Genomic DNA, 25,433 nt, shown 5'->3' on the forward strand with positions numbered 1-25,433 from the left:
TTTAAATGCTATCAAAGCCTGCAAATAAAGCTTTGTCTTCATCGCTCAGGTTAGAACTTGAGTCTGCCGACGGGTTACCAGTTGCGGTAATTTTTGGCATTTGTTCAGTTTCATTCTGAACTTGGAATAGATAAGGGCTTGTTTCCTTGAGGCTGTTGATTGTGTCCTCTAAAAGAGGTTTCCCATTTTCTCCTAGCTCAATCTTGTCTAGGTCAATGAACTTCATCAAGTCCTCAGAGTTGTAAGCTCCCACATCTTTCAAAGCAAGGGCTACAGCGTTAGTTTTAGTGACTTGAGCAAGTTGTGCCTCGCTATCAGTCTTGTACTGGTCAAATTGAGCCTGTAGGTCTGCTAGCTGTTGCTTACTTTCCTCACTTGCTCCCTCTTTTTCCTGTAAATCCTTGATAGCCTGTTTCTGTTGCTCAAGCTGTTGTTTCAATGTTTCGTTTTCTGCCTGTAACTCAGACTTAGCCTGTACTTTTGCATTTTCAATACCTGCACCGTACGCTTGCATGATATTATCCAGCACACTGTTATCTGTTATACCTGCGTCAACCAACATCTCACGTTTAAGGCTCATACCTTAACTCCTTTGTTTTACGTCACGAGGGACTGAGATACAGACACTTTTACGCCATATCCAGGGCAAAATAAAAAACCGTTCTAATGTACGGCTCAAGACATAGATATGGGATCACGCTCCTTTCAGTTTTCAGACGGTTTCAAGGTTGTAATCTCCTTTCTAAATTATTTCCAAAATTGCCAAAACGGCCTTTTATTGGTTAAATCATTCAAAACATAGTCTTGCAACTCAGCTAGAGCTTCAGCAAGTGCATGAGTCAGTTCTTGCTGATCAATTAATGCTTTACGTAAGCTTGTAAACTCTTTGTTAGTTGCTAGTGCGTTTCGAGACTGTACAATTTCAATATCAAGTATTTCTTTATTTAGAGCTTTGTAGTTTTTATTTAAAATTTTGATTGTTTGTTCAAGCTCTAACTTCTTTTTTAAACGTTTATTCATAACAACTCCTATTTTTGAGCATGAAAAAAGCACCTAGTTTTAACCAAGTGCTAATAATATTGAATATCTGTTGATTTACTAATTACCTCAACTAATGTCTTACCAGAAATATCTAAGTTAATAAGTTCATCATATGATCTTGCATGATAATCATTGTCCCCGATAGAAACTAAAAAATCTGTTGAGGTGTTTGGAAAAATTGCACAATTTTGACCAGCATAAGAAAAAGAAGCATCCCAACCATTTTCACATAGCTGCTTTAGTTCTTTTTTAATATCTCCATAAGACATCTAGATTCTCCTCTCTTTCCTTCTCAGTTAAATCTCGTACATTTCGACTAATAAATTTTCCGTTATCATCAAAAATATAATCATGTGAATGTTCATCACGGTTTCCATAAGGATGATTTTTAGGCTGTTTGTGATTTGTGAAATGAACTTCTTTACTTTTAATACCTCGGGCATCATAATATGTTCTCCCCAAGATATCCCCATTAGTTGCATTATGTTGAATAATACTATCTGGTTTCCCTACTCTACCAGGAGGCGTATGACCTACAGTAATACCATTTACAGTTACTATTTTACCACTATTCACCGCTTTATCAAGTAATGCTTTTTTACTTCTGAAATCATTTAACTTCTCATGTTCTGCTCTGAGTTTGATTTCTTTCTTAGCTTTGCTATAAGGGTTATCATAGTACTTCTCCCTAGCATAATCACGGTGTAGGAATGGGTTCTGTTTGAGATAGTCTCTCATGGCTCCCTGTTGTATCCTTATTTTGCTCTTATACTTGTCTATGAGATCAGTATCACCCAATTTTTCTGACACATGTAAAAACTCCTTAGACTGTCTAATAGACCGCTCTAGAGCTCTCTGCTTTGCTTGTACGTTGGCATTCTCTATTGTCTGCTCAGGCGTTAAGTCTTTAACATCATCACTTAACTCAGGCTTATAATTAGCACCAACAACAAAAGGTGTGATTTCATGGGTGCAGTTGATACCTAGACAGCCTCCAGCTGATCCGTAGCCATAATCTGATAAGGCAAGGATACGCTCACCTTTTTCAATTCTAGCTTGGCCGGTTGTAACTATCCTATGTTGAAGTGGTGCACACATTTCTCTAGCCGTTGCCTTTTTTGAGTAATAAAAGGTATCTATCCCTAATTCCTCAGCTGGAGCCATTCTGACCTCACGATAAACACGCCAAGCAGTTGACTTAATAACTTGCCTTGCGTATGTGTCAGCTCTCCAATGCTTTCCTTGACTATCTGTAAAGCCATAAAATCCCTTTTTAGCCCATTTCATGACAGTATCCGAAATAGCCTTGTCTGATGTTGCTAGACCTGTAACAACCTTTGCTGTGGCCTCTTCAATGATGGACTGATAAGCCCCCATCACGCTTTTTGGTAGCGTGGTATTGATAAGGTTGTTTATGTCTCCCATTGTCTGATTGACATAGGCTGCTAGATTGGTCTGAATAAGTGAGTTAGCCACAAAATCACCGCCACCAGTAGCCTCTAAAAGCTGTTGTTTGGTGTTTTTGTAGATTTTGTAGCCATCATTTTGAATAACATATCTAAGCTGTTCCTCTGCAATGCTTGAGCGTTCAGTAATGAGCTGTAGGTTATCTTCATTGAGTAACCCCATCTCATTCATCTTCTCAAGCTGCCAGATATATGGGTTATCATCAAGGCTTGTAGAGCCACGCTCCTTCAACCTGTCTATTACTTGGTCGAATAAGTCAATGGTAAGCTGATGATAGATGTCTGCAACCTGACTAGCGTCAAGCATTAGCTGCTCATCATTGAGCTTGATTGGTTTCTTCTTGTCATCAGCCATCTAATCATTCTCCATACACTCCCACATCATCAGGGCTACGCTCACTACTTGTCTTATCAATGGCATTGAAACTAATTTCAGCTTTGATTTCCTTAGCTTTCTCAGGGGTTACATTAAGCACTTTCTCAATAGCCATGACATCAGTACCAAAGCCAGCATTTACTACTTTAATCCAGTAGTCAAGCTCAGCGTTACGGTCGGTAAAGACCCCATCATCAAGGTTAATGCTGATAGCGTCCATATCAGGAATATTCCCCTTGTAAAGCTGATATGCTTTGCCTAGCTCTAACATAGTGATGATCAGCTCTTTCAGAGATTGTTCAACAAGGCTGACAATACTATTACGCATTTGATAAGTGTCTGAGTTCTCAGATACAATCTCGGTAGCTGTTTTCATGCTCTTACCGTCAAAAGTAAACATACCAGCTGATACCCCTATCTGCATTTCAAATAGTGCTAGACCCTCATTGATTGCCTTGATGTAGTCATCAGAACGAATTGGCGTTGTAAGGTCTGTTATACCTATACCCTTGTCTATATCACCACTATCGAACTGCTCATAGACATTGTGACCAGTTTCAAACTCACGCTTGACAGTGACCTTATCACCGTCCTGATTGTACTCTGTCTTAATCATCTGAGTAGGAACAGCCACCCTACGCTGACCCATTTTTACCTCCCACATAAACTCATCATAGGTGGTATTAAGGAAGTCAATAGTAGTCTTAGCGTTATCAAAGATAGATAGACCAAGCGGACTATTAATATCTTTGTTATTCATTCCTGGTGTCTTTAAGTAGGTAAACAAGGGTCTGCTAAGACCGTTCAAGTCTACTATTTCCTCTAAGTCCTCATAGAGTTCTGACAAAGGTACTCTAGCTCCTACAATGTTCTGATTATCAGACTTGTAGAGCTCATTGGTCACAGTGTATTTGTCATCTTTTACCCATTCGTGCAATTCAATCAGCGTGTAATACTTGTTCTTATTACCTTCTGATTTGATTGTCTTTGTGATGATAGCAGCACTAGAAACATCTTGGGTATTTGACTGGAGAGGCAAAAAGACGGGAGCTTGAATAAATGCTATCCTTACCTTGTCCTTGTCGACATATGGCCTCATGGCAAGTCCTCCAAGAGCTAAACAGCTCTCTAGGTAGCGTTCAAAATTCTTAATAAAGCGGTCATTCTGTAACTGTTTCTGGACAAAATCATCAGCTACTTCATCATCTACCTTGATTTCAGCCTGTTCATTAAAGACTAGGCTTGCAATCTTCTTAGATGCTGTTCTGCCAATCGGTAAATGGTTAAAATCACGCTTTTGCTTTATTCCGTTGCTGTCCTTGTACTCAATTTGTGGATAACGACCAGCAAAGTATTTGAGGTTTTCCCTGATACGGTCATACTCAGCCACTGAGACTGCTATTTTAGGGTGATCTGTAATGTTTGTTAAGTTTTGTGTGGTCATCACATACTTACTCCTTGTGAAAAAATTCTTGATAGTCTGTACTATTCCCATTGTTAGCTCCTTTAGGCTTTCAAATCTAGCTCCTTAGCGTTGTCCAGGACAAAGTACTTGAACTCATCTACCGTGTGGTCATCTTCCTTGATAACTTTAGGGTCATCTGTGTTCAAGGATTTATCATCATAGCGGTACATCTTGTGTTCTTCGACAAAGACCCTGTTAGCTGGGATGTCAAGGTAGTAAAAGCGTCCCTCTGCTAGTAAGCTGATAACCATGTCAATCATGGTCTGATTTTTCTTTTTGGCTACTGGGTGCCAGCGTTCACCATAATCTTTGAAATATTGATTTCTCAAAGCACCCTTAGCACTATCAATAGTCATCTTGAGCTTTGGCACTCTGTAAGTCTTCATGACCTTGTCTACAAAGTCATGTATCATCACTGAGAGCTCACTGGGTGCCTTTTTGATTGTCTTGCCAGCTGGGCTATAATAGAAAGTATCAAGCAAGATAACATTACCCTTGGCGGTAAGTCCATAAGCTCCACAGGCTGTAGCTGACAGTTGGTGTCCTGTATCCAGGGCAAAGGATATACCTATTACCTTGTCATCATCAGGGAGGCTTTCTAGTGGCTTAAAGTAGTTCATGTTATAGACATGATTACCAAGCCCTATCACCTCTCCTAAGTACATCCAGCGGTAGTAGTCAGGGTCAGTCTCCTTGTATCTAGCTATCTTGGCTTTCATCTGTTTAGACAAAAAGCCTAGCTTATCATCAAGATAGGTGCTGTGATGTATGAGATAGGTTGGGTCACCCGCTTTCTCTGCTACCCATTCATTTATCCAGTTATAAGGGTTGCGTGGTGGGTTGTAGGTGAAATAAACCTTGACCTCTTTGCCATTAGGCAACTCTTGACGGATAAAGGTATCCTCAACTATGTCAATGTCCTCACGCCCTGCAAACTCTGCCAACTCCTCAAACCATACAGCCATGACATAGCCTTTAGCTATCTTCTGTGATTTGAGTTTCATTGGATCGTCTACACCGTAAAAATAAAAGGCTGTACCCGTTTTCTTGTGAGTAATCTGTAGCGGTGACTTCCCAAAGTGGAACTGATTAGCTAACCCCATCTCATAGATTGCCCACCGTATCTGCTCATAAACAGACATTCTCAGGTATTTACCAACTTTCCGTAAGACTACCACGTTACCTAGAGGGGCGCTAATAAAGTCATTTACTAGATCAATAGACACCACAGAGGACTTGGTAGATGCACGGCCACCCTTTAACACTATATGGCTCTTGAGAGTATATAGGACTTCATCAAATACTGGGTTAATCAACTTTGCTAGGTTCAGTATTGCCATTGTACTCACTCCTATCAAATATAAATCCAGTAATGACCGTATCGTCTTCATCATATGAGCCTAGCTGAGCCTTGAGGTTATCAATCCTTAGGCGTTGCTCCTCTGTGACAAGTGATGAGCGTGTCAGCTCATCATAGGTCTTAATCATGCTTTTAAGCTCTGACTGGGCTCTTGCTATTGCAGCTAGGGCTTTTCCTTGCTTATCCCATGCCGTATGCTGTTCATAGCCTATACCAGCTTTCCCTGTGCTAGTAACAAAGGTATCGCTATCCTCTACATCTTGGACAAATAAAATACGCTGAGCATGCAGTAGATTAGCATAGCTCAGCGTGATGTTTTCCCAGAGTATGTCTATTGGCTGTTTGTCTGATAGCTCCTGTGCTATCTCATACACCTCCTGTGGCAGATACTTAGCAAACAAACCATGTTTGAGGGCGTTAGTGTTTCCCTTAGGGGCTCCGTGTCCTAGAGCGTTCTTACTGCCCTTTGGAGCACCCCTTGGATTTTTGGAGCGTTCCGTATTTTTCTTTTGGAACGTTCCTTTTATTTTAGGTTCCCATTTGTCTTTACTTTTCCAACCTCGGACAGTGCCAGCTGAAACACCCAAACGCTCAGCAATCTCAACCAGTTCAATGTTTCCATTGTTCTCTGAGTAGATTTCAAATGCTTTGTCTCGGTTGGGGTCTCTTGCTCTACCCAAGCCTAAACCTCCTGCTGTTTATTTGTTTTGAAAAAAGAAAAGGGAAGACACTTCATAGGTGCCTTACCCTTAATTCTTGATACTACCATTCTAGCAGATTATGATTACAGTGCACGCCAAGATTATCTAGGTTTATACAACGTTTTTAGAACGTTCCAAATTATTCCAAATGTTCTAAAACCAAACTCAGCTCCTCAATAGCCATTTTACGCATATTGTAATAAGAGCTTTTGCTGATTGCTAACTTATCACAAATATCATCAACATACATCTTAGTAATGTAAGTCATTCTGAGGACTGACCTGCTCTTTGGATTTTTCAGCTTGTTAATCAATCTACCAAGTTCAAGTTTCCTGTTAATAACTTCATTGGTATCTTGTTCTATAGCCTCTTTCATCACAATAAGCTGAGAATAAACATCATCAACCTTTCTAGCTTGACCGCCTTTGACCTTATCTGTTGTCCACTTGGGGCTTGAGAGCAAACCTGCCTCAAGCTCATTGATTTCGTCTATACGGCTTTGAATATCCATATCAAGATTTTGTAGCTCATTCAAGAGCTCTTTAGCCTTGTTCACTCTCTATCTCCTTTGTGGTATAATAATCTTGTGTTAATTATTGCTGAGGCAGAGAGTGCCTTGGCTTTTTTTATTTATGCCTGGTTCAAAATCTTTACAACCTCATCAATTCTGAGATGTACCCTCACCTGGTGTTCTTCGGTTGTAAATAATTTAGGAATTTTGAAACAGACTAGGGTTTGTTTTGGTGATGCTTCCCTAATCACTTCAATATGCTTGACCAATTCGCTATTAAAGGCAATATTTCCTAACTTCACGAACCTTGGTAGTTCCTTTCTAGTTAGTTTTGGTCTTCCTGAATACGGATATTTTCTAGGTTTCATCAGAGCTCCTCCTAAGCCTCAACTACTGGAAAATGAATTCTTCCAATAACAAGAGAGCCTACACTGTAATAATATCCACCGTTACCATCATCTGCCTCACATTCTGCTAATGCTATAGGATTTTGATTGTGATAAATAGTGACTGTGTTCTTACTGGTTGTTGTCCCCCAATCACTTTCCTCTTTTACTTGTTCACCAATTTTGACATCAGTGATAACAGCGTCTAGCTTGACATCTTTGAACTCTCCGCCTGCACTAGCACAACAATCGCTTTCTGACTCCTCGATAGTGACCTTAGTTCCATCTTCAAGCTCTAAGTAGTCTTTGTCCCACTTTACAATACGTTTGTAGAGTAGCAACTCTTTCAGTTCTTCTAGTGATCCATAGCGTTCATCTTTGCTGCCATACATACTTAAGCCATCAGGTAATTCAATAGTTTTTGTCATCTCAACTTCCTCTTTTCTTCAAATACTCAGGGATTGGGTCACCAACTTTGAGGCTTTCGTACTGTTCTTTTGTAACCGAAAACTTACCGTAAGCCCCAGCTGTGATAGTAAATCGTCCCTCTATAATTTCCTTGTCTGTGATTTTTCCTGCCATCACACCTCCTGCATTATCGACTACATGAATGATGATAGGCTGCCGTTGCGGAGCTTCATCATCAAAGAGTGTAGCTGTTGCGATACCACCAGCAAAGAAAAGCATACAGATTAGCCCTAAAAGTGGACTGTACCTCTTTAATTCATCCATTCCATGACCTCCATTTCTACCTCAATTCGTGGGCTGAGGCTGTAGAACTTACCGACATCATGGAGAGCTATCTGTCCGTCATCTTGAAAGACAATGCCACTCATGCTGTCGTATAGAGCTTTTTCATAGTTATCCACATCAGGCTTTTTCCCTACTGGAATAATTTCATCTAGTAGTGCCTGCTGGTTCTTCTTTGGCTTTGAGATATACTGAGGTGGTTTGATGTAAAACCTCACATTTGCTCTCAGGGCACCCTCAAGTATAGGCTGACCCATGTACTGATTGGCAATAAGTAGCCTGCATTGATTACGCCAGGCTTTCATTTCCTTATCTTCATAGGTTGTAGTAAAATTGCCACGCCTAGCGAACCTTGGTCGTGACTGTGGTTTTGGTTCGATATTGATAATTAATTTAGCCATTATTCAAGCACCCCACGAATGCCAAGAGTTTCAAAAATATTTCTCTTGTTATCTTCTATAAACGAGAACACTTTTATAATTTCGTCTGTATCTTTTTTGTGGTCTTTACCGCTATATGAAGATGTTATGCTAATTTGTGTTATCGGATTAGCTTCAAGTATTAACGCGTATGCAGGTTCAAACAAATCTCCATTCTCATCAAGCGATGGTTCATCATCTAATTTTTCGAATTTAGAGATAAATTGCCACCTCTCTGATAAATGACCTGCAATCACAAAAGTTTTAAGTGCTTTGTCGCTAATAATAACCATATTAGTTCCTGTAATATTGATTTGTTCCATGTTTTCTCCTTTTTAAAAAAGTGTTGTCTGAAGCGGATACACATCTTGTAAGTCTATTCCTACTTTTTGACAGTCTCGTTTAATATCCAAAACTGAAATGACATACCTTACTTTATTTTTCGATTTGTCATAATGTGGAAAAGTGTATCCATCGTTTAAAATTTTATTTTTTATTTCTTCTTTATTTTTTGCCTCAAATAGAGCGTAATCAATCCAATCCATAACCTTACAAAAATCATACCAGCCACTAAGTTGTGAGCTTTGGCAAGGCTGGTATGCGAAATTCTCATATCATCAATCCTGTTACTTGACGATAATCCAAAAAGTTTCCTTTCTTGCCTGGAAAATTTTATTATTGCAAAGGCCAGGCCTCACTTTGCAATAAGTTGGTTAATTAACTTTTTTCATACCTACAAGCGTTTCAAATTCTATATCGTTTTCGTCCAAGAATGATTTGAATTTTTTAGCCTGCTCAAGGTCCATAATGAATTTGATTGTTGTTTCGTATTTAGCAACTGCTACTGGCTCCTCTAAAATCTCCCCAGTTTCTTGATTAACGGCTTTTATTGTCGTTTCAGCTGTTTGCTTAGCTTGCGCTTCAATGGCTGCCTGACGCTCAATCTTAGCCTTCTCGTCAGCAATACGCTTAACTTCATTCAATTCACGAGTTCTCTTAATTTCTTCAACATCTCGATTAATAAGACCTAAAATCTCAGCTAGTGAAGCACCATTGTCATACTGTCGGATATAGCTTGCTGGTCCTAAGTTATTCTTGGCACATAGGTCAGTAATTACAATCATGTCAGCGTCACATTGGTCTTGCTTTTGAATTTCATCAATAACAATTTCATCAAGCTTGTCTTGAGTTGATTTTTTAAAGTTGAAAGTCGGTGTGAAGTCTGTTGCTTTCAAGAACTGGTCAAGATACTTATCAAATACTTCTTTATTGAGATTGGCTTCTTCAGCTTTTTCATAGAAATAGTGTTTGACTTTGTCCTTACGGAGCATTTTTTGGTTTTCTTCATAACCGTCAATTTGATTTTTCAGCTCAGAAATGAGGTTCTTCAGCTTTTGATACGGTACTTTGTACTGATTTTCAAATTTTGCGTAAGGATCATTGATTTCTCTCTTGATTTCCTTGCGCCTATCTTCCAATTTTTTATCAAGAGCATTCAGCTCTGTCCTGGCTTGTTTGACTTCTTCAATCGTATTGACTTCCAAGTCAAATGTGCTATATCGTGCAACTGCTTCTTCAACACCTTTTTCAAAACCTTCAAAGTCATTGAAAGAAACAACGGCAGGAGTGTAATTAATTTCAATGCTATCCAGTACATTTACTTTTTCAGCTTCTTTAATTGCCATGTTGTTCCCTCTCTATACCGTGAATGGTAGGTCTTCATCTGAAATTGGTTCAGACGCTTGGAATAAGTCAGGTTGTTGCTTGTCAATTACTGTGGCAGCTTGTTTCTTATTATTAGACTCGATTTCCTTCATCTTACGAGCTTTAACTTCTTCTTGGCTTTCAACTTGAACATCATTAGGAGTAACATCTTTCATGCCACGCAACTCATCAATTTCATAATTTCCACCCAATTCATTCGGGAATGCTTCTCTTAGGGCAGTAACTATTGCAACCTTACGGATCATAACTGCTGGCATGCTATCCCAATTATTTTCTCCAATTGGTTTATTGTATGCATTCATTACTGGATAAGTTACCGTATTGCCATTTTTTTCAAGCTCCTTAACCCTAGCTCGAATTTTAGAGTTGTCATACTCTGAAAAAGTAACCCTTACCTTTGTTGGGTGGCTTCTGTCTTTTCGATATACAGTCGCCCAACCGCCTACAATTTCAGCACCTCTTGGAACAAATGCACCTTCTGCTTCGATTTCTTCTCCACTCTTCTCGTAAATTATTCCTGAGCCCATTCCGTCATATTGTGGGTGTGCGTCAGCTTTCTTTTGAAAAGCTTTCAGAGCAACAACAACTTGAGCTGGCTGACTTCCATACTTAATAAAATAAATTTCTTTTGTAAATGGATTTAAGTTCTGAGTCTTAGCTTGTGCAATGAAATAAGCTAATTCTTCATCTGTCGCAGTACCTTTTGGATCTAAATATTTTTTTACGATAGCGCTATTTAGACTTTGTGGATTTTCTAAAAAATTTTTTTCAGCAGTTTGAATATCATTTACCATTTTGTTTATCTCCGTTTTCTATGTTTTAGTTGCCAATTTTCGGCTTCCAGTTTTTTAATTCTGCTTTTTGCTTTGAGTAGCTCATTTTGAAGCTTGTCAATTTCTTGTCCCATTATTTTTTGGACTTCGAAATAGTCATGCTCCCAATTTTGATATGGTTGTTTATTCTCCATACCTTACCCACTGTCTTCCATTCCAGTAAAATTCATCGTTATATTCTTCACCTTCAACTGGAGGTTGCATGATGTCACGGTCATAATCAAATGTTCCAAATAGTCCTCTATCCATGTCTAATTTCCTCCGCAATCGCTCTGAAATTGTTCAGGTCACCATTTTTCAAAGTGTTTATACGTTTAGTCTCTTTAATGACTTGGCTTTCAATTGAGCTAATAGCCACCGCCATTTTTTCGGCTAGAACCAATCAAGCAACCCTTTATTACCATGCTATGGATAAGGTCTCTCAATTTTTTTGGATCGTTAATATTAAATGCTTTACAAATTTCTTTGGCGTTTACCATTCTGTCGCTACCCATTGGTAAGTAGCAAAATATTCTTAATTCTTGTTCTGTTAGGTCTTTTAGCAAACTCAATTCACTGCCCTCAATCTTTCATATCTTAATTCTTCAGCCTCTTCTGTTGTGATACCTGTACCGAAAGCATAAAGATTTATCCAATTTAAAATCGGCTTTACCCCGTTTACTTCTTTGCCAGCTTCGCAATACTTAACAAACTTATCAAATGTTTCATGACTAACTCTTTTCCCGTAATCTTTTTGGATTAGATTATAAAAATAGTTAAAAATCGGCATCTGAGTCATCTTCTCTTTCTCCAATTCCTTGTAAAGCAAATTCTCTCAAGCTTGGATCTTTATAGTCTGGATTTGACCAATTTGGAACGTTCGAACTATTACTATTTGCTTTGCTTAGCCTCTTGTTCTCAAATTCCAATCTTGAGAATTCAATCTTTTCTAGAGTATCAATCTGATTATTTTTCCATCTATTCAATACAGTTGAAAGATATCTTGTGTTTTTTGCATTGTAGATAACTGTTTCTTTCAATGCTTCATTGACAACTTCAACTGGCATGTGATCTTCATCAATCCATTTTTCAATATCTTCAATTTCAAATGGTGATAGTAATCTCATCCAGTTATTTTGGAAGTTTTCAAATAATGTTTTTTTATCCAATTTTTGACCTCTCTAGCAGCTCCTGCTTATTTATCTGTTAGTATTTATTTATAGTTAGTATTTATTTAAGGTTAGTAGTTATTAGTGTGCCTTTTTGTACATATACAAAACGTAACTTTACAAAACGTAACTTTACCTTTTAGGCACTTGTAAATCTTTTTCAAGATTATTTATTAATTGTTCAAATGCTTTGTTGGATATTTTTCTATCTGCACAAAATCTAAAGTATTGCATCCCCATACCTCTACCAATAGATTTTTTGTAGGTCTTAATATAACCAGCTCTCTCTAATTCCTTTAAACCAGACCGAACCGCTTTAATGTTATCGGTTGACCTTCTAGCTAATTCTTCAGGATAGACTCTCCAATCCTCTTTATTCCGAAGGATTACCATTAGTAGACCTTTTGCTTTAAATGATAGTTCACTATCATCTAAAAAATCATTGCTTACTGCTGTGTAACTACTTGTTGTATTTCTGAAATATGTATTGCATTAAGTGTTTACCTCCTTATAGTTTGTATATTTTTAGTTTTTGCGTGTGATATAATTGAAATAAAAATGTTGAGGTAGAATAGTGAAAAAAATTATAGAATTTTTAATGAATTTAACTGCTTTAATTACAGTAACTCTAATGTTAATTTTTATTATAGATAGGACATCGAAATCATCAATCTTTAATGCTTTTTCAAAAATAAAAATATTTGAACTTACACAACTTTTTATAGGATTTATTTATTCCTTAAGTATATATTTGGCGATTCAAATTTTATCTATAAATTTTCACGGTTTTATCAAGACTTATTTACCAAAGTATGAAAAACAATCATATAAATTTTTTAGTTTAATTTGTGAACTATCTGTTCCTATATTTTTTGTAATTTGGATGCTATTATCGCTACGTGAAACCCAATTCAACATTTTAACCAATGTGTTGGCATCTTTAGCTCTATTTTCTAACCTTAAGTTAGGAAATAGTATTTTTAGTAAATTAGAAATGTTTAAGTCTACTTTCGATCTCTATGAAGATAAAAAATAAGTAACCAAATAACAGATGGATAAAATAACAAAAGTAAGTCACCAGTTGCTTCATCTATTAATCCAATAACTGATAAACTACATAATAGAACAAGTTTAAGTAGAGATTTACTATAATTTGACATATAAATTTCCTCATACTCCCATTCGGTTAGTAAATGTGTCATATTTTCTAGCACTTTGTTCCCATCCATTTTGCTCAATGGTCCATTTTGGCTTTTCTTCTTGTTTTGTTTTTGCAAAGATTAAGTTAAGTAATTTTTTCATTTTGTGATTGTCTCCATTCCTCGAATTTCTTCACTTTTGTTGAACGACCACCAACTTTGTCAATATACTTGCGATAACTTCTATCTGCGTACATTTTTCTAAGTAGTCGTTGTGTTTGGTCAAATGACTTACCGATAAATTCTGCTAGGTCGTTATCATTTAACCAAAGTTCGTCGTAAGGCACTTCGATGCCACTCTGAAGTTTTGCTAGCATGTTATTTCCTTTCATGTTATAATTGAGTAAATTAATTTAGTTAGCGACTGTTCCCGCAGTCGTTTTTTTTTGCCTTTCACCGAAATTCGTCTAAGCTGATATCTAATGCATCGGCAATTTTAACCATTTTTGAAAAGCTAGGATCGTGATAGCGAATACTTTCAATACTTCTTCTGTGTAATCCGGTCGCTCTTTGTAAATCCGCTTTTGTCATGCCATTTTCATTTAAATATTTTTCAATTTTTTCAATCAAAATATCCATATATAGTGCTCCTTTTTATTGTTCAGCACAATATATTGTGCTATAATTATTTTGTGATTAAGCAGGTGAAGATATAACTTTAACTACCAATTAACGTGATTTCCTGTTAGTCAGATATTAACGGAAAGGAGGAAAGTTATGAATAGATTAAGTCCGAAACCTAATAACCGCGAAAGTCGTCATTACACTTGGCAAGACCTAGATGAATATCTATTGAGTGTTTTTTCAAGTCTCAATGAAGAAAATTATGCTAATATCGACCCAAGAGATTATGATATTCCAAAAGATGAGTTGCTTTCAGAATTGAAAAAAGCTGGATACTCAGTCTTAGAATCTGGACATAATTTAGAAATCCGATAGTCTAAATCAGCTCTTGTTGTCTGGATAATTGCACGTAGAACGTTTATATCATTCTCTATACTTGCAATCTGCTCTTTAGTAGATTGATTTTTCTTTCCGCTATACGGATAATGATTTGGTCTCATGTGGTTCCTTTCTGTTGTATAATCTACTTAGCCTGATAGGAAGGAGGTGATTATAATGATGATTTCTGAAATTAAATCAATACTTGATAGACATGATGTTCAAGATTCTGATAATTTAGCAAAGGCACTTGCTGAAATTTTAGAACCTAGAAGTTTATCTAAAAGTATCGACAATCACAACACTGCACTAAGACGTATGCGCGGAGAGTTGTAATTGTTTATAGCCATCAGGTAATCCTGGTGGTTTTAATTTTTCATTCTTTCTCTATTTTTTTAAAATCAGTTATTTCCATCTTGACATCTTTAATTAGTTTTTCTTTTTTCTCTGTCAACATATAGTCATAAACAAAGTTTGCATATTCGAAGTTTTCTTCGCCTAGTTCTGCACGAACCTCTAAATAGTTGTTTAATTGCTCATCTGTAATTTTTTTTTCATATCTTTCCTTTCTAAGCAATTTCATCTTGTTCGATAAGTGGTAAGTAGCCATTATCTTTAAGTAATTCATATAAGAAGAGTCGTCCTTTTTGAGTCCATGTAGTCGTTACATTTGCTCTTGTATGACCGTTTCTATCTTGATAATCAAATGTATGACTATCTGTGTAACCCTTTCCCATGTGCCGCTTGTAAAGAAGCCATTGACCGTTTACTTTATGCTGAACACCTAACTCGTATAAAACCTTATTAAGCTTGTTAGCTGTCATTCCATAATCTTGTGCGATTTGAGAAACACGTAAAGCACCTTTGCTTTCAATGATTAAATCTAGGTATCGTGCTTGTTTTTGGCTTTCCTCAAGTGCAATTTGCAATATGTTTACTTTTTGTCGCTCCTCTTTAAGTTGAGTTGCTAAGTTGATAATTGTATCTGGACTGAGAAGAACTTCCTCAATCTTGCTATCGGTCAGGTAAGCTCCATGTTTTCGGATAGTTGGCAATACTTCTGTTGTTACCCAGCGTTTGAATTCTTTTGCTTGTGGAAGTTTGCTTGATAAGATTAGTGAGTAGAGACCAGATTCATTGATGATGGTTTGATTTCTGTTTTGACCTGCCGTAACGATTTGTGACGTCAGCTTATCGTCTGTGTCAACATGGTCAATCAGTGCTTTTCTTGAATTTGTATATCCTAAGATGTCTGCCACATCCTTACCTACAAAGTAAGGCTCATTGTTGATTGTTACCGTTCGGACTTCTTGTCCTTTAAAATTGAAAATTTCGTTCATGTTGTTTCCTTTCTATTCTCCTTCAAATAATTCCCATGGTTCACGAATGCTAAGAACTTTAGAAACTCTGACTTTAAGGTCAATACTTCCTTTCCCTTTAGTAAGCAGGTCAGTAATCGTTCCTGAACTACGTAAACCAACTGCAAGTGCTAAGTCTACTCTGGTCCAACCTTTTTCTTTAAGTCGTTGTTCAACTAGAGCTGACCATTTCTTATGTTGTTGACTCATTTATTCTCCTTTCTGATATAATAAAAATAAAAATATGAGGTGGATTATGAAATTAAATCCTGATTGTGTTAGAGATATCCTTATTGATGTTGAAAACAAGTCGACATTTAACAATGATGTACAGTATCTAGGACCAGAAGATTTGAAAAACCTAAATAAATACACATATGATGAAATTATGTATCATATTCGACAATGTTCCAAGAATGGATTCTTCATTGGTGAAGTAAAGTATTATATGGACGGTGGATGTAGCATTGTTGATCTATCTCCATCTGCCCATGAATTTTTAGCCAATATTAGACAAGACAATAATTGGCATAAGACAAAAACTATAGCTAATAAAGTAGGTTCTTACTCTATTTCAGCACTAAAAGAAATTGCAATCCAAGTCATCTCTAAAGCAATATCATCGAACATCAACTGATAGTTTCAAGAATAATTCAGAACGTCCGTTAGCAATTTTTTTCAATCGATATGAAGTAACAGTTTTTAGTTTTTGACCATTTAAATAAATACCATCTTCACGAATTTTTACTTCATCCATACTACTTTTTCCTTTCTACTCTCTTATGGAGTTTTTTTATTAAATGCAAAGCGAAAATAATTGCGAAGCTTTATATAAAAACACTTGACATTTTTATATAAAAACTTTAAACTCTAGGTATAGAAAAAACACCAACAAAAACATTATTAAACTACTAATAAACTCGCCAAAGTTATATTTTTTTAGTTTTAATTTTCGTTTTTTGTTTCGCTTTTATATTCGCTTTACATTTATTATTTTAGAGTATTTATATAATTTTGTAAATCACTTTTATATAAAAACTTTAATTTATTTTTGTGATGCTTAGAAAGGTTGTTAAATCAATGTTCTCAGTATTCGAAAGAGTTAAAAATCTTTGTGATAAGCAAGGTATTTCTATAAATACTCTAGAAGAAAAACTAGGTTACACAAAAAATGCACTTTATGCATTGAAGAGAAACGCTCCAGGACCAGAAAAATTAGAAAAAATTGCAGATTACTTCAACGTCTCAACTGATTACTTGCTAGGTCGCACAGACAATCCTGCTATTGCAAAAGAGGGCCAAAAATATACTTCAGATGACCTACGACAAATGGCAGAAAATGCAAAAACATTCGATGGTAAGCCTATTACCGAAGAAGACATTGAAGCTATTCAAAATATAATAGAAATCTATTTGAAGGGAAGAAGCTAGATGAAAAGAATCCATATCTTTATAGATGATTCTGGCCGACTAGAACCCCATTCAAAATATTTCGTATATGCTGGGTATTGCTTTATTGAGGATAAATCCAAAAAATAAAGCTAAATCAATTTATAAAAAAAGAGTGAAGCAAATTGCTGGTGAGAATAATTTTGATTTTGAACTTAAAGCCTCAAATTTAAAAGATTATAACCACCGCAACTCTCTGTATAAGGTTTTACGTCAAGAGTTGACTTTCTCCGTAGCTATAGATAATCACTATTTGAAAGATTATATCGTACAAGATAAAAAATCTCGTCAGAGATTTAAGGATTATGCCATAAGTAGAATTATTAAAAAGCTTTTTAATAAATTGATATCACATGGATACATTAATTGTGATGATGATATCGAATTATTTTTAAATATTGATCAACAAGGGTTTGCTACTAATGGACTATATGGTTTAGGTGATGGAATATTTGAAGAATTACATGAGGGAATTTACAATTTTAGTTATGGAAAGTTTTTTAAACCAATTTTAACAGGTGATTTTAAAGTGTGTACAAAATCATGTGTGTCAGAAAACGATTATCTTATTCAAGCAGCAGATATTTTAGCAAACAGAATATGGAATTCGTATACTATTAATGATTATAACTTACGAATAATACCTAATCACACATACCTGAAACTACCATAAAAAAATAAAAGTTTTTCATTGACAAGAATATTAATGGTGTAGTAAACTAAACTTACAGGTTTAAGTACACTGTTAAATCAAACGGATTCGCGAATGATTATTTAAGCGTATGTTAAGTACGTCGCCTTCGTTTGGAAGCCCTTGTCAACTCGGCAAGGGTTTTTTTGATATTAATTGAAGGGAAGATAGTCTATGACTATTGATGAGGTCGTTGACCTATATGGGGTCACGCTAGCTTATTTTGATAACGACCTTTGGCCACGACCAGGAGTCTATATCGATAAAATAAAAGTAGTCTTTGTTAACAAAGCATTATCTGACGAGTCCAAAAAGAAAGTTGTCTTTCATGAACTTGGTCACATTGATCACGATTCTGACCAATATAAAAGGCGACATGAAGAATTTGAATTGCAGGCAAATAGACATATGATTAAATGCTTACTGGAGGAAGAATTTAATTATATTGATGACAAACTTGCCTTTAACTACTTGTCTTTTATGAAAAGACATAATTTAAAGACCACAACTGATGAAATTATGGTCATTGATGAGTATTACAATCTGCTTGATGCAGGGTAGAAAAGGAGAATTATTATGTATTCTGTTAAAACATTTAAAGTTGCCAAAGGTGGTTCAATGACTGGAGCACTGAGCTCTGTACTTGGAGGTAAATCTGCTTATACCGATAGTGGAATGAAGCATAGCATATATCAACAAATTGCCGATTATGCCAATAATAATAACTTAGATGTCGTTAAGATTAGTGATGAAGATGAGACTCTTATGGGAAAAATTGGAATTACTGTTTTATTTAAATCAATATAAAATAAAAAAGCCTTCACACTCCCCGACCAAAGTTTGTGTGAAAGGCAAAACTGTATAAGAAACAAGCATTAAATAGCTCGTTTTCTTATACCCATTTTAACAAAAAAGTGAGGTAAAAACAAATGTGGATAGAAGAATTATCAAACGGAAAGTATAAATACATCGAACGTTACACAGATCCATTAACTAAAAAATATAAAAAAGTCTCTGTCACATTGGATAAAAATTCCAGTCAAGCACAGAAAAAAGCTAGCCTAATTTTGCAAGAAAAAATAGAGGATAAACTAGCAATTCGTGAGTACGACGAAATGACCTATGGCGAATTAAAGAAAGAGTTTATCAAACAATGGAAACCAACCGTTAAGGATTCTACTATCAGGTCGTATACTGTTGCTGATAAGCATTTAACAACTGTCATTTCTGATGATACACTGATCAATAAAATAACTAAACGTGATGTCAGATTGATTATTGAAAAACTACTTAAACAAAACACATTTCACGTTACGCACAAATGCAGAAAAAGATTGCACGCCATTTTTGCTTATGCTATTAAAATGGACTATATGGCAAGCAATCCAACAGAAAATGTTTTAGTTCCTAAACCAAAAGAAAATTACATCCCTGAAAAAGTCCTATTTTTGACTTCTGACGAGGTTTACAACCTCTGCGGTAGAATGATAGACAACAACGAACAAACGCTCGCAGACGTCGTTTTATTTATGTTCCTGACTGGTGTAAGGTATGGTGAGCTTGCTTGTCTGACTTACGATAAAATAGATTTTGAAAACAAAGAAATCACTATCAATGCAACCTATGATTTTCACACTCGTAAAACCACTACCACTAAAACACAAAAATCAACTCGAAAAATATCGGTATCTGATAACATACTCGATATTATCAAGAGACAAAAGAAAACATCAAACTATATTTTCCCAAATTCAAATGGTGTACCAATCTTAAATGCCTATATTAATAAACGCTTGAAAATTTACGGCGATTACCACACTCATTTATTTAGACACTCGCATATTTCTTTTTTGGCTGAAAAAGGAATACCGCTTAATGCCATTATGGATAGAGTCGGACACTCAGACCCCAAAACAACTTTATCTATTTACGGTCATACAACTGTCAATATGAAAGAAATCATAAATAAACAAACCGCCCCTTTTATGCTCCTTTTAAAAAACGAATAAAGAAAAAAGCCTATTAAATTAGGCTTTTGGTGTATATTAGCATGGCCCCTGCAGGAGTCGAACCTGCAACTACTCCTTAGGAGGGAGTTGTTATATCCATTGAACTAAGGAGCCCAAGGCATTATACCTCTATCTATTGTAGCCTAGAAAATCAGGAATTGCAAGATTAAATCTTTAGTCCTGATGACTTTCTCGATATTTCATCATTTTCTTTTTAAAAAGGTCACCATTGGTTGGTGGGGTGATGGTAACCGCATTCGCTCCAGCATCAATAACAGCTTTAACAGTCTCCTCTGTAGGACCACCAGTGGCCATAATCGGTATATCAGGAAATGATTGTCTGATTTTACGAACAACCTGAGGAGTATCTGGTCCGCAAGAAATATTTAAAATATCCACCCCTGCTGCAATCCGTCCCCTAATATCAGAATGTTCTGAAACCACTGTATAAATAATGGGAATGTCAATAAAGTCTTCAATGTCACGAATGGTTTCAACCTTTGTAGGCCCGTTAACAACTACAGCATAAGCCCCTTCTGACTCTGAAAAGAGACTCATATTTGCTGAACGAAACCCTGTGGTTAAACCACCACCAACGCCAGCTAGAACTGGTACTGATGAAGCTATCATAATACTTTTTAAAATAGCTGGGTGCGGAGTAAAAGGGTAGACCGCTAAGACTGCATCGGCATCGCTATTAGCAATAATAGAAACATCTGTACTAAATAAGACTGAACGTATCCGACGACCATAAATAAAAATTCCAGAACATTCCTGAATAATCTCTGGCATTTTTATCATCTCTTTCCGTAAATCCGACATAACAATTGGTGCTTCAAGTTTTTTAGCTGACATCTTTCTCCTTCTACATTTCGTTTTTCTCTAATATTTTATCACAGACTGAACGTTTTCGACTGTCAAAGACTCAACATTATTCATAATTCTTAAACTTAGCAAATAGCTTTCACCGTTACCTATAACTGGCTGTCCTTAATAATATTAGTGAGCATCTAGGTATTTACATTTTTTAACACTAAAAACCAGCCTGTGTTTTGTCACAAGCTGGTTTTTCAATTTCTGTCGACTTATAGATACCTTCGGTAGCTAAATTAACGACGGATTTCTTTAATACGTGCTGCTTTACCTTGTAATGCACGTAAGTAGTAAAGTTTAGCGCGACGAACTTTACCGTAACGGATAACTTCAATTTTATCTACACGTGGAGTGTGGATTGGGAAAGTACGCTCAACACCGATACCACTTGAAATTTTACGAACAGTGTACATCTCAGAAATGCCTTGTCCTTTACGTGAAATAACAACACCTTCAAAGATCTGGATACGTTCGCGAGTACCTTCAACAACTTTTGCGTGAACACGTACGGTGTCACCAGCGCGGAACTCAGGGATATCAGTACGAAGTTGACCTTCAGTCAAACTTTGGATTAATGGATTCATTTTCTATTCTCCTATCTTACTAATCTTTAGAGCAATTTGATGACAGTCTAAGCGGATTAGCCGTAATTTCTATGTGTCCATCACACACAAAGTGTATTCTAACACATTTCACTAGACTTGTAAAGATATTTCCTTTACAAAATTAGTCTTTCCTGCTTACTATAAATGCTATATTTACGATTGAGACTATAGGCAAAAACAAGCGCTAGAAAGAAAAAAACAAAATTATTTGAGCCAAAAACTTCAAAGCCGATAAAAAGCGGCGCAAAAAAAGTATTTGTCGCACTTGAAAAAACACAAATATAACCAAGGGCAGCAACTAATCCAATCGGTAAGCCAAAAAGCGGTGCTAAAACTGCGCCAAGGGAGGCTCCGATAGCAAATAAGGGAGTAACCTCTCCTCCTTGAAAACCAGCTGCAATCGTTATTACTGTAAGTACAAATTTAAAAAACCAATCATAAGGCAAAACTTGCTTTTCATTAAAAGCAGCAGCTATTAAATTTGTTCCTAAACCACTATAGCGTCCTAGATGTAAAAGGATTAAAAGCATGGATAAAAGGAATCCAATAATCATAATTCGCTGATAGGGGTTCTCTAAAATGTTTGAGAAATAGCTTTTCAAACGTGATAAACTGATAGCAAAAGCATTTCCCACAATTCCAAATAATAAACCCAATATTAATATCTTAAGAAAGAGGTCTAGGTTTAGCTCTAGGGGGTGCTGTAAACTTACTGAAAATTTCTCTAAACCTAAGAAGTGAGTTGTCATAGAAGCTGTAAATGCTGCAATCGTTGTTGGGATAAGAGCTCTAAAGAAAACATGATCTAATAACAACAACTCTAACGAAAACAAAACTGCTGCAATAGGAGTTTGAAATAAGCCAGCAAAACCAGCTGACATACCAATCACCAAATACAAACGAGAAGCATTTTCAAACTGACTAAATTTTGAGAAATAGTGTGCTAAGCTGGCACCTATTTGAACAGCTACACCTTCTCTCCCTGCACTTCCTCCAAATAGATGTGTCATCCAAGTTGACAAAATAATTAGAGGGATTAATACGAGAGGAATCGCCTCTTCTTTCTCCTGCCCAACCTCAAAAAGCAAAGACATACCAGCTTTAGCTTTTCCTCCAAAACGGTCATAAAGAAAAATGATAAGTAAACCACTGATTGCTAAAAAAGGGATTACGTATAAAAAATGGGTATTCCTAAAAGCTGATAATATAAGCAGTCCTTTTCCAAAAACAAAATCTAAAAAACCCACAAGAAAGCCAATAAAAATGGCAAATAGACTTAAAAATATGAGTTCTTGTTTTTTTACTTTTATGTCTATGTTAGTCTTTGTCATGAGTTAACCTCTGGCATTGATAAAGACGAGAGTAGGCCATAATGGACTCAAAGGTAGCTAAAATCGTTTTCTCATAATCAGCATTTTGGATACTTTTAGAAACCGTTTCTAAAATAGTTGTCTCACGTTTCTGGTTTAAAACTTCAATCTGTTCACGTTTTTTATATGCCGCAACCTGATTAATCAAGTCCATTCGTTTTTCTAATAAAATAACTAGCTGAGCATCAATATAATCAATCTCTCGACGAAGTTGCTCTAGATCCATAGATCTCCTACTTTCTTTTTTACTTTTCTAAATTATAAGAAAAATTAGCTAACAAAACAATAAAAATACTAGGAATTCCTAGTATTTGAGAACGTAGACAAACTCCTAAAAATAAAAAGTTTGAATAGACTTGCGTAAAATGACAAAATATTAAACTCTTAGAAATGTTGGCATTCCAATGTTTATGAGAGTTTTTGTTTTTCGTGATAAAGAAAAAAAGATTGAAGAAAATTGTCCAAAATAGACTTTTTCTTCAATCTGAAATACTAGGAATTCCTAGTATTTTGCTTTACAAACCTTATCTGTTACTAGATAGCTTCTACGGCTTCTGACATTTTTTCAGCAAAAAATTCCAGCTTCTCAATATCTTCTTCTTCAGCTGCTAAATCAACTTTAACAGAATCAGCTCCTTTTCTTGCACCGGTTAGAGCAAATTGTTCTTCAAATTCATCTACTGATTTACAGAAATAATCATAGAAGGTATCACCAGAACCAACAACACCATAGATTTTCCCAGACAAGTCTAAATCTTGTAAATCTTCATAGAAGTCTACAATCTCATCAGGTAAGTCACCATCGCCATAAGTATAAGTTGCAACAATTGCCATATCAGCATCTTCAAAATCTGAAGCATCTACTGAGGTACATTCGTCAATCTCTACGTCATGTCCAAGTTCTTGCAATTTACTTGCAACGATATCAGCAATTTCTTCAGTATTTCCTGTCATGCTGGCATAAACGATCTTTGCTAATGCCATAATTTCCTCCAAAAACTAAACTGCTCTTATTTTACCACACTTTTTTGAGAAAAGCATCTGCATTTTTAGATAGCTCCTATTTCCTAAGACCTTGACTAATGATTAGGCAAAAAGTCTCAGGCCTAGCCTTAATAATATGCTCTTTCTTACACCTTACAACTACCGATAGAATCTACCTATGATATTTTCAGAAAAAGAACACTTCTTATATTAAGTATAACCTTCATCTTGCTTTTGTAATTTTATCTTTTGTTTTAGCTACTTCTTTTTGATATGATGATTTTAAGAAAAATTAGGAGGATATTGCTATGTCTGAATATCAACTACCCACCATTTGGGAAAACACTGCTAAAGAAACTGATAACAATCAGCCGACAGCCGGAAGCCGTTTTAAGCAAGTTCTACCAAAGGGCGATGCACCTTTTCAATTATATACCCTAGGAACTCCAAATGGCATTAAGCCATTAATCATGCTCGAAGAACTAAAGGAATTAGGTATTGAAGAAAGTCAATACGACGCTTTCAAAATTAAGATTGATCAAGGACAACAATTTGGCAGTGATTTTGTTGCTATCAATCCTAACTCAAAAATTCCTGCTTTAGTTGATCAGAGTACAGAGAAATCAATTCGTATTTTTGAATCAGCTAATATCTTACTTTACCTAGCTGACAAGTTTCAGTCTTTAATCAGCTCCGACTGGAGTACACGAACCGAGACGCTCAATTGGCTCTTTTGGCAGGCCGGAGCTGCCCCTTTCGTTGGCGGTGGTTTTGGGCACTTCTTCCATTATGCTCCCGAGAAACTGCAATATCCTATTAACCGTTATACTATGGAGACAAAGCGTCAGTTAAATCTTTTGGATAGAGAACTAGCTAGCAAATCTTATATTATAGGTAATGAGTATAGCATTGCCGATATTGCTATTTGGTCTTGGTATGGACAACTCGCCCTTGATGACCTCTATAAGAACGCGGGTACGTTTCTCAATGTAACAGAATATCAAAACCTTCAAGCGTGGGCAAAACGGATAGCAAAAAGACCTGCTGTTAAACGAGCCTTTGCTCGTCAACTAACTGCTGTTAACTAAAAGGTGATGGAAAATTCCATCACCTTTTCTTGGATAAATTTATAATAAAACTCGCGCACCAAATCTGAAAAATTAATAAGTCAATAAATACTAGAAAAGGTCTCCTTTCTGAGACCGACTCCTTTAATCTGTAACACTACTTGATAATTAATAACATTTATGCAAAAGCTTTTCTAAACGAATGACTTGTGGCAAATATGTTATAATATGTCCATTAAGTAGGGTGGGGAGATAAAAGCCTATGTGGATGATTAAAAGTTTTGAAGAGCTTAGTAAGGAGCAACTCTTTGCAATACTAAAAGCACGGGTGGAGGTATTTGTTGTTGAGCAAGACTGTGCTTATCCAGAGATTGATGAGCTGGATAAAACTGCTATACATCTTTTTAAAATAGATGAGCTTGGACAAGTAATGGCCTACTGTCGCTTAATTCCTACTACCAGTGAAATCAAGTTAGGACGTGTTTTAGTAGGAAAGAATTACCGTCAGTTAGGTCTCGGGCGTGATTTGATTAACCACGCTTTAGACTATTGCACCAAGAAATATCCAGGAAAACCAGTCTATGCACAAGCGCAAGCTTATCTAGAAAACTTCTATAGTTCTTTTGGATTTTTCAGTACATCAGAGGTTTACCTAGAAGATAATATTCCCCATATTGATATGATTAAAATAGATTAGAGGATATC

Annotated in this window: 44 protein-coding genes, 1 tRNA gene and 1 pseudogene; 12 read left to right on the top strand and 34 right to left on the bottom strand. The window is 36.1% G+C overall.

All coding sequences use genetic code 11. The features are described from left to right. Position 1: 1 nt before the first annotated feature. The 21 genes and pseudogenes from FGK96_RS06010 to FGK96_RS06105 form a co-directional block, all read right to left on the bottom strand. On the bottom strand, positions 2-580 hold the full coding sequence (locus FGK96_RS06010; protein ID WP_138082252.1) for a phage scaffolding protein: 579 nt from the start codon (positions 578-580) through the stop codon (positions 2-4). 167 nt (positions 581-747) lie between these two features. After that, positions 748-1,020 carry a hypothetical protein gene (locus FGK96_RS06015; RefSeq protein WP_138082254.1) on the bottom strand — a complete coding sequence of 91 codons (273 nt, stop codon included), beginning with the start codon at positions 1,018-1,020 and terminating at the stop codon, positions 748-750. 50 nt (positions 1,021-1,070) lie between these two features. Further along, positions 1,071-1,310 carry a 16S rRNA processing protein RimM gene (locus FGK96_RS06020; RefSeq protein WP_138082256.1) on the bottom strand — a complete coding sequence of 80 codons (240 nt, stop codon included), beginning with the start codon at positions 1,308-1,310 and terminating at the stop codon, positions 1,071-1,073. Beyond that, entirely contained in the window at positions 1,291-2,862 is a 1,572-nt protein-coding gene (locus FGK96_RS06025) for a phage minor capsid protein (RefSeq protein ID WP_232045804.1), read from the bottom strand. The genes FGK96_RS06020 and FGK96_RS06025 overlap by 20 nt, the downstream gene beginning before the upstream one ends. Before the next feature lie 4 nt (positions 2,863-2,866). Continuing rightward, positions 2,867-4,378: a phage portal protein gene (locus FGK96_RS06030; protein WP_331855389.1), complete on the bottom strand. Its 1,512-nt coding sequence runs from the start codon at positions 4,376-4,378 to the stop codon at positions 2,867-2,869. Positions 4,379-4,389: 11 nt separating this feature from the next. Beyond that, positions 4,390-5,688, bottom strand: a complete 1,299-nt coding sequence (locus FGK96_RS06035) for a PBSX family phage terminase large subunit (protein WP_138082260.1) — start codon at positions 5,686-5,688, stop codon at positions 4,390-4,392. Beyond that, a complete protein-coding gene (gene terS / locus FGK96_RS06040; RefSeq protein ID WP_138082262.1) occupies positions 5,657-6,388 on the bottom strand; it encodes a phage terminase small subunit in 732 nt (243 codons plus the stop codon). Before terS ends, FGK96_RS06035 begins: the two co-directional genes overlap by 32 nt. Positions 6,389-6,548: 160 nt before the next feature. Then, positions 6,549-6,965 (bottom strand): DUF1492 domain-containing protein, encoded by a 417-nt coding sequence (locus FGK96_RS06045; RefSeq protein ID WP_138082264.1) that lies wholly within the window; start codon positions 6,963-6,965, stop codon positions 6,549-6,551. A gap of 74 nt (positions 6,966-7,039) precedes the next feature. Beyond that, positions 7,040-7,288 carry a hypothetical protein gene (locus FGK96_RS06050; protein ID WP_138082266.1) on the bottom strand — a complete coding sequence of 83 codons (249 nt, stop codon included), beginning with the start codon at positions 7,286-7,288 and terminating at the stop codon, positions 7,040-7,042. An 11-nt stretch (positions 7,289-7,299) separates the two neighbouring features. Next, positions 7,300-7,734 carry a DUF7448 domain-containing protein gene (locus FGK96_RS06055; RefSeq protein ID WP_138082268.1) on the bottom strand — a complete coding sequence of 145 codons (435 nt, stop codon included), beginning with the start codon at positions 7,732-7,734 and terminating at the stop codon, positions 7,300-7,302. 1 nt (position 7,735) lies between these two features. Further along, a complete protein-coding gene (locus FGK96_RS06060) occupies positions 7,736-7,993 on the bottom strand; it encodes a DUF1372 family protein (protein ID WP_232045835.1) in 258 nt (85 codons plus the stop codon). Positions 7,994-8,025: 32 nt separating this feature from the next. Then, complete coding sequence (locus tag FGK96_RS06065) at positions 8,026-8,457, bottom strand: RusA family crossover junction endodeoxyribonuclease (RefSeq protein WP_138082273.1); 432 nt, start codon at positions 8,455-8,457, stop codon at positions 8,026-8,028. After that, positions 8,457-8,798, bottom strand: coding sequence for a hypothetical protein (locus tag FGK96_RS06070; RefSeq protein ID WP_138082275.1), 342 nt, complete (start codon positions 8,796-8,798; stop codon positions 8,457-8,459). The genes FGK96_RS06065 and FGK96_RS06070 overlap by 1 nt, the downstream gene beginning before the upstream one ends. Positions 8,799-8,810: 12 nt before the next feature. Then, complete coding sequence (locus FGK96_RS06075; protein ID WP_138082277.1) at positions 8,811-9,020, bottom strand: hypothetical protein; 210 nt, start codon at positions 9,018-9,020, stop codon at positions 8,811-8,813. A 168-nt stretch (positions 9,021-9,188) separates the two neighbouring features. After that, positions 9,189-10,160, bottom strand: a complete 972-nt coding sequence (locus FGK96_RS06080; RefSeq protein ID WP_138082280.1) for a DUF1351 domain-containing protein — start codon at positions 10,158-10,160, stop codon at positions 9,189-9,191. A gap of 12 nt (positions 10,161-10,172) precedes the next feature. Continuing rightward, complete coding sequence (gene bet / locus FGK96_RS06085; protein ID WP_138082283.1) at positions 10,173-10,994, bottom strand: phage recombination protein Bet; 822 nt, start codon at positions 10,992-10,994, stop codon at positions 10,173-10,175. Positions 10,995-10,999: 5 nt separating this feature from the next. After that, on the bottom strand, positions 11,000-11,167 hold the full coding sequence (locus FGK96_RS10470) for a hypothetical protein (protein ID WP_172601605.1): 168 nt from the start codon (positions 11,165-11,167) through the stop codon (positions 11,000-11,002). Further along, a complete protein-coding gene (locus FGK96_RS10640) occupies positions 11,157-11,282 on the bottom strand; it encodes a hypothetical protein (RefSeq protein WP_269472110.1) in 126 nt (41 codons plus the stop codon). Before FGK96_RS10640 ends, FGK96_RS10470 begins: the two co-directional genes overlap by 11 nt. 298 nt (positions 11,283-11,580) lie before the next feature. Then, entirely contained in the window at positions 11,581-11,811 is a 231-nt protein-coding gene (locus tag FGK96_RS06095) for a hypothetical protein (RefSeq protein WP_138082285.1), read from the bottom strand. Continuing rightward, the gene (locus tag FGK96_RS06100) at positions 11,789-12,181 is read right to left on the bottom strand and encodes a DnaD domain-containing protein (RefSeq protein ID WP_138082287.1); all 393 of its coding nucleotides are present in this window, start codon (positions 12,179-12,181) and stop codon (positions 11,789-11,791) included. The genes FGK96_RS06095 and FGK96_RS06100 overlap by 23 nt, the downstream gene beginning before the upstream one ends. A gap of 132 nt (positions 12,182-12,313) precedes the next feature. Then, positions 12,314-12,601 (bottom strand): annotated as a pseudogene (locus FGK96_RS06105) (helix-turn-helix domain-containing protein); the annotation flags it as partial. 154 nt (positions 12,602-12,755) lie between these two features. Here FGK96_RS06105 and FGK96_RS06110 point away from each other — a divergent pair. Next, positions 12,756-13,217 carry a hypothetical protein gene (locus FGK96_RS06110; protein ID WP_138082291.1) on the top strand — a complete coding sequence of 154 codons (462 nt, stop codon included), beginning with the start codon at positions 12,756-12,758 and terminating at the stop codon, positions 13,215-13,217. Between the two features lie 134 nt (positions 13,218-13,351). Here FGK96_RS06110 and FGK96_RS10645 read toward each other — a convergent pair whose 3' ends face one another. From FGK96_RS10645 to FGK96_RS06120, 3 genes are all read right to left on the bottom strand, one after another. Then, positions 13,352-13,483: a hypothetical protein gene (locus FGK96_RS10645; RefSeq protein WP_269472111.1), complete on the bottom strand. Its 132-nt coding sequence runs from the start codon at positions 13,481-13,483 to the stop codon at positions 13,352-13,354. Beyond that, the gene (locus tag FGK96_RS06115) at positions 13,467-13,697 is read right to left on the bottom strand and encodes a hypothetical protein (RefSeq protein ID WP_138082293.1); all 231 of its coding nucleotides are present in this window, start codon (positions 13,695-13,697) and stop codon (positions 13,467-13,469) included. Before FGK96_RS06115 ends, FGK96_RS10645 begins: the two co-directional genes overlap by 17 nt. Before the next feature lie 76 nt (positions 13,698-13,773). Next, a complete protein-coding gene (locus tag FGK96_RS06120) occupies positions 13,774-13,959 on the bottom strand; it encodes a helix-turn-helix domain-containing protein (protein ID WP_138082295.1) in 186 nt (61 codons plus the stop codon). Positions 13,960-14,097: 138 nt separating this feature from the next. Here FGK96_RS06120 and FGK96_RS06125 point away from each other — a divergent pair, with 138 nt between their 5' ends. Together FGK96_RS06125 and FGK96_RS10475 are read left to right on the top strand one after the other, a co-directional pair. Next, positions 14,098-14,319 carry a hypothetical protein gene (locus tag FGK96_RS06125; RefSeq protein WP_138082297.1) on the top strand — a complete coding sequence of 74 codons (222 nt, stop codon included), beginning with the start codon at positions 14,098-14,100 and terminating at the stop codon, positions 14,317-14,319. Between the two features lie 180 nt (positions 14,320-14,499). Next, complete coding sequence (locus FGK96_RS10475; RefSeq protein ID WP_172601571.1) at positions 14,500-14,658, top strand: hypothetical protein; 159 nt, start codon at positions 14,500-14,502, stop codon at positions 14,656-14,658. A gap of 40 nt (positions 14,659-14,698) precedes the next feature. Here the strand turns inward: FGK96_RS10475 and FGK96_RS06130 are convergent, their stop codons facing one another. Genes FGK96_RS06130 through FGK96_RS06140 form a run of 3 tightly spaced genes read right to left on the bottom strand, consistent with a single transcriptional unit; the run spans position 14,699 to position 15,890 of the window. Continuing rightward, entirely contained in the window at positions 14,699-14,899 is a 201-nt protein-coding gene (locus FGK96_RS06130; protein ID WP_232045805.1) for a hypothetical protein, read from the bottom strand. Next, positions 14,892-15,662: a phage antirepressor gene (locus FGK96_RS06135; RefSeq protein ID WP_138082299.1), complete on the bottom strand. Its 771-nt coding sequence runs from the start codon at positions 15,660-15,662 to the stop codon at positions 14,892-14,894. The genes FGK96_RS06130 and FGK96_RS06135 overlap by 8 nt, the downstream gene beginning before the upstream one ends. A gap of 12 nt (positions 15,663-15,674) precedes the next feature. Then, entirely contained in the window at positions 15,675-15,890 is a 216-nt protein-coding gene (locus FGK96_RS06140; RefSeq protein ID WP_138082301.1) for a transcriptional regulator, read from the bottom strand. Positions 15,891-15,924: 34 nt separating this feature from the next. On the opposite strand from FGK96_RS06140, the gene FGK96_RS06145 reads away from it, so the two are divergent. Further along, positions 15,925-16,317, top strand: a complete 393-nt coding sequence (locus tag FGK96_RS06145) for a DUF2513 domain-containing protein (protein ID WP_232045806.1) — start codon at positions 15,925-15,927, stop codon at positions 16,315-16,317. Here FGK96_RS06145 and FGK96_RS10480 read toward each other — a convergent pair. Continuing rightward, entirely contained in the window at positions 16,300-16,437 is a 138-nt protein-coding gene (locus FGK96_RS10480; protein WP_172601606.1) for a hypothetical protein, read from the bottom strand. The two genes, FGK96_RS06145 and FGK96_RS10480, sit on opposite strands and share 18 nt — an antisense overlap. 323 nt (positions 16,438-16,760) lie before the next feature. On the opposite strand from FGK96_RS10480, the gene FGK96_RS06150 reads away from it, so the two are divergent. From FGK96_RS06150 to FGK96_RS06170, 6 genes are all read left to right on the top strand, one after another. Next, positions 16,761-17,111, top strand: coding sequence for a helix-turn-helix domain-containing protein (locus FGK96_RS06150; protein ID WP_138082303.1), 351 nt, complete (start codon positions 16,761-16,763; stop codon positions 17,109-17,111). After that, a complete protein-coding gene (locus tag FGK96_RS10705; protein WP_420031103.1) occupies positions 17,112-17,219 on the top strand; it encodes a DUF3800 domain-containing protein in 108 nt (35 codons plus the stop codon). It begins immediately after the preceding gene. Beyond that, on the top strand, positions 17,179-17,802 hold the full coding sequence (locus FGK96_RS06155) for a DUF3800 domain-containing protein (RefSeq protein ID WP_232045807.1): 624 nt from the start codon (positions 17,179-17,181) through the stop codon (positions 17,800-17,802). The genes FGK96_RS10705 and FGK96_RS06155 overlap by 41 nt, the downstream gene beginning before the upstream one ends. Before the next feature lie 192 nt (positions 17,803-17,994). After that, entirely contained in the window at positions 17,995-18,381 is a 387-nt protein-coding gene (locus FGK96_RS06160; RefSeq protein WP_138082305.1) for an ImmA/IrrE family metallo-endopeptidase, read from the top strand. Positions 18,382-18,396: 15 nt separating this feature from the next. Continuing rightward, complete coding sequence (locus FGK96_RS06165; RefSeq protein ID WP_138082307.1) at positions 18,397-18,627, top strand: hypothetical protein; 231 nt, start codon at positions 18,397-18,399, stop codon at positions 18,625-18,627. A 122-nt stretch (positions 18,628-18,749) separates the two neighbouring features. Beyond that, positions 18,750-19,829, top strand: a complete 1,080-nt coding sequence (locus tag FGK96_RS06170; RefSeq protein ID WP_138082309.1) for a tyrosine-type recombinase/integrase — start codon at positions 18,750-18,752, stop codon at positions 19,827-19,829. A gap of 42 nt (positions 19,830-19,871) precedes the next feature. Here FGK96_RS06170 and FGK96_RS06175 read toward each other — a convergent pair. From FGK96_RS06175 to FGK96_RS06200, 6 genes are all read right to left on the bottom strand, one after another. Beyond that, positions 19,872-19,943, bottom strand: a tRNA-Arg gene (locus FGK96_RS06175). A gap of 60 nt (positions 19,944-20,003) precedes the next feature. Next, positions 20,004-20,684 carry a hydrolase gene (locus FGK96_RS06180; RefSeq protein WP_138082311.1) on the bottom strand — a complete coding sequence of 227 codons (681 nt, stop codon included), beginning with the start codon at positions 20,682-20,684 and terminating at the stop codon, positions 20,004-20,006. Between the two features lie 254 nt (positions 20,685-20,938). Further along, positions 20,939-21,286 carry a 50S ribosomal protein L19 gene (gene rplS / locus FGK96_RS06185; RefSeq protein WP_003084324.1) on the bottom strand — a complete coding sequence of 116 codons (348 nt, stop codon included), beginning with the start codon at positions 21,284-21,286 and terminating at the stop codon, positions 20,939-20,941. 134 nt (positions 21,287-21,420) lie between these two features. Next, positions 21,421-22,638, bottom strand: coding sequence for a chloride channel protein (locus FGK96_RS06190; protein ID WP_138082313.1), 1,218 nt, complete (start codon positions 22,636-22,638; stop codon positions 21,421-21,423). Then, complete coding sequence (locus FGK96_RS06195) at positions 22,625-22,903, bottom strand: chorismate mutase (protein ID WP_138082315.1); 279 nt, start codon at positions 22,901-22,903, stop codon at positions 22,625-22,627. Before FGK96_RS06195 ends, FGK96_RS06190 begins: the two co-directional genes overlap by 14 nt. Before the next feature lie 308 nt (positions 22,904-23,211). After that, positions 23,212-23,661, bottom strand: a complete 450-nt coding sequence (locus FGK96_RS06200) for a flavodoxin (protein ID WP_138082317.1) — start codon at positions 23,659-23,661, stop codon at positions 23,212-23,214. Between the two features lie 308 nt (positions 23,662-23,969). Here FGK96_RS06200 and yghU point away from each other — a divergent pair, with 308 nt between their 5' ends. Next, on the top strand, positions 23,970-24,749 hold the full coding sequence (gene yghU, locus FGK96_RS06205; protein ID WP_138082319.1) for a glutathione-dependent disulfide-bond oxidoreductase: 780 nt from the start codon (positions 23,970-23,972) through the stop codon (positions 24,747-24,749). Positions 24,750-24,990: 241 nt separating this feature from the next. Then, the gene (locus FGK96_RS06210) at positions 24,991-25,425 is read left to right on the top strand and encodes a GNAT family N-acetyltransferase (RefSeq protein ID WP_138082321.1); all 435 of its coding nucleotides are present in this window, start codon (positions 24,991-24,993) and stop codon (positions 25,423-25,425) included. The last annotated feature ends 8 nt before the right edge of the window (positions 25,426-25,433 follow it).

This window comes from Streptococcus porcinus, assembly GCF_901542335.1.
Taxonomy (GTDB): domain Bacteria; phylum Bacillota; class Bacilli; order Lactobacillales; family Streptococcaceae; genus Streptococcus; species Streptococcus porcinus_A.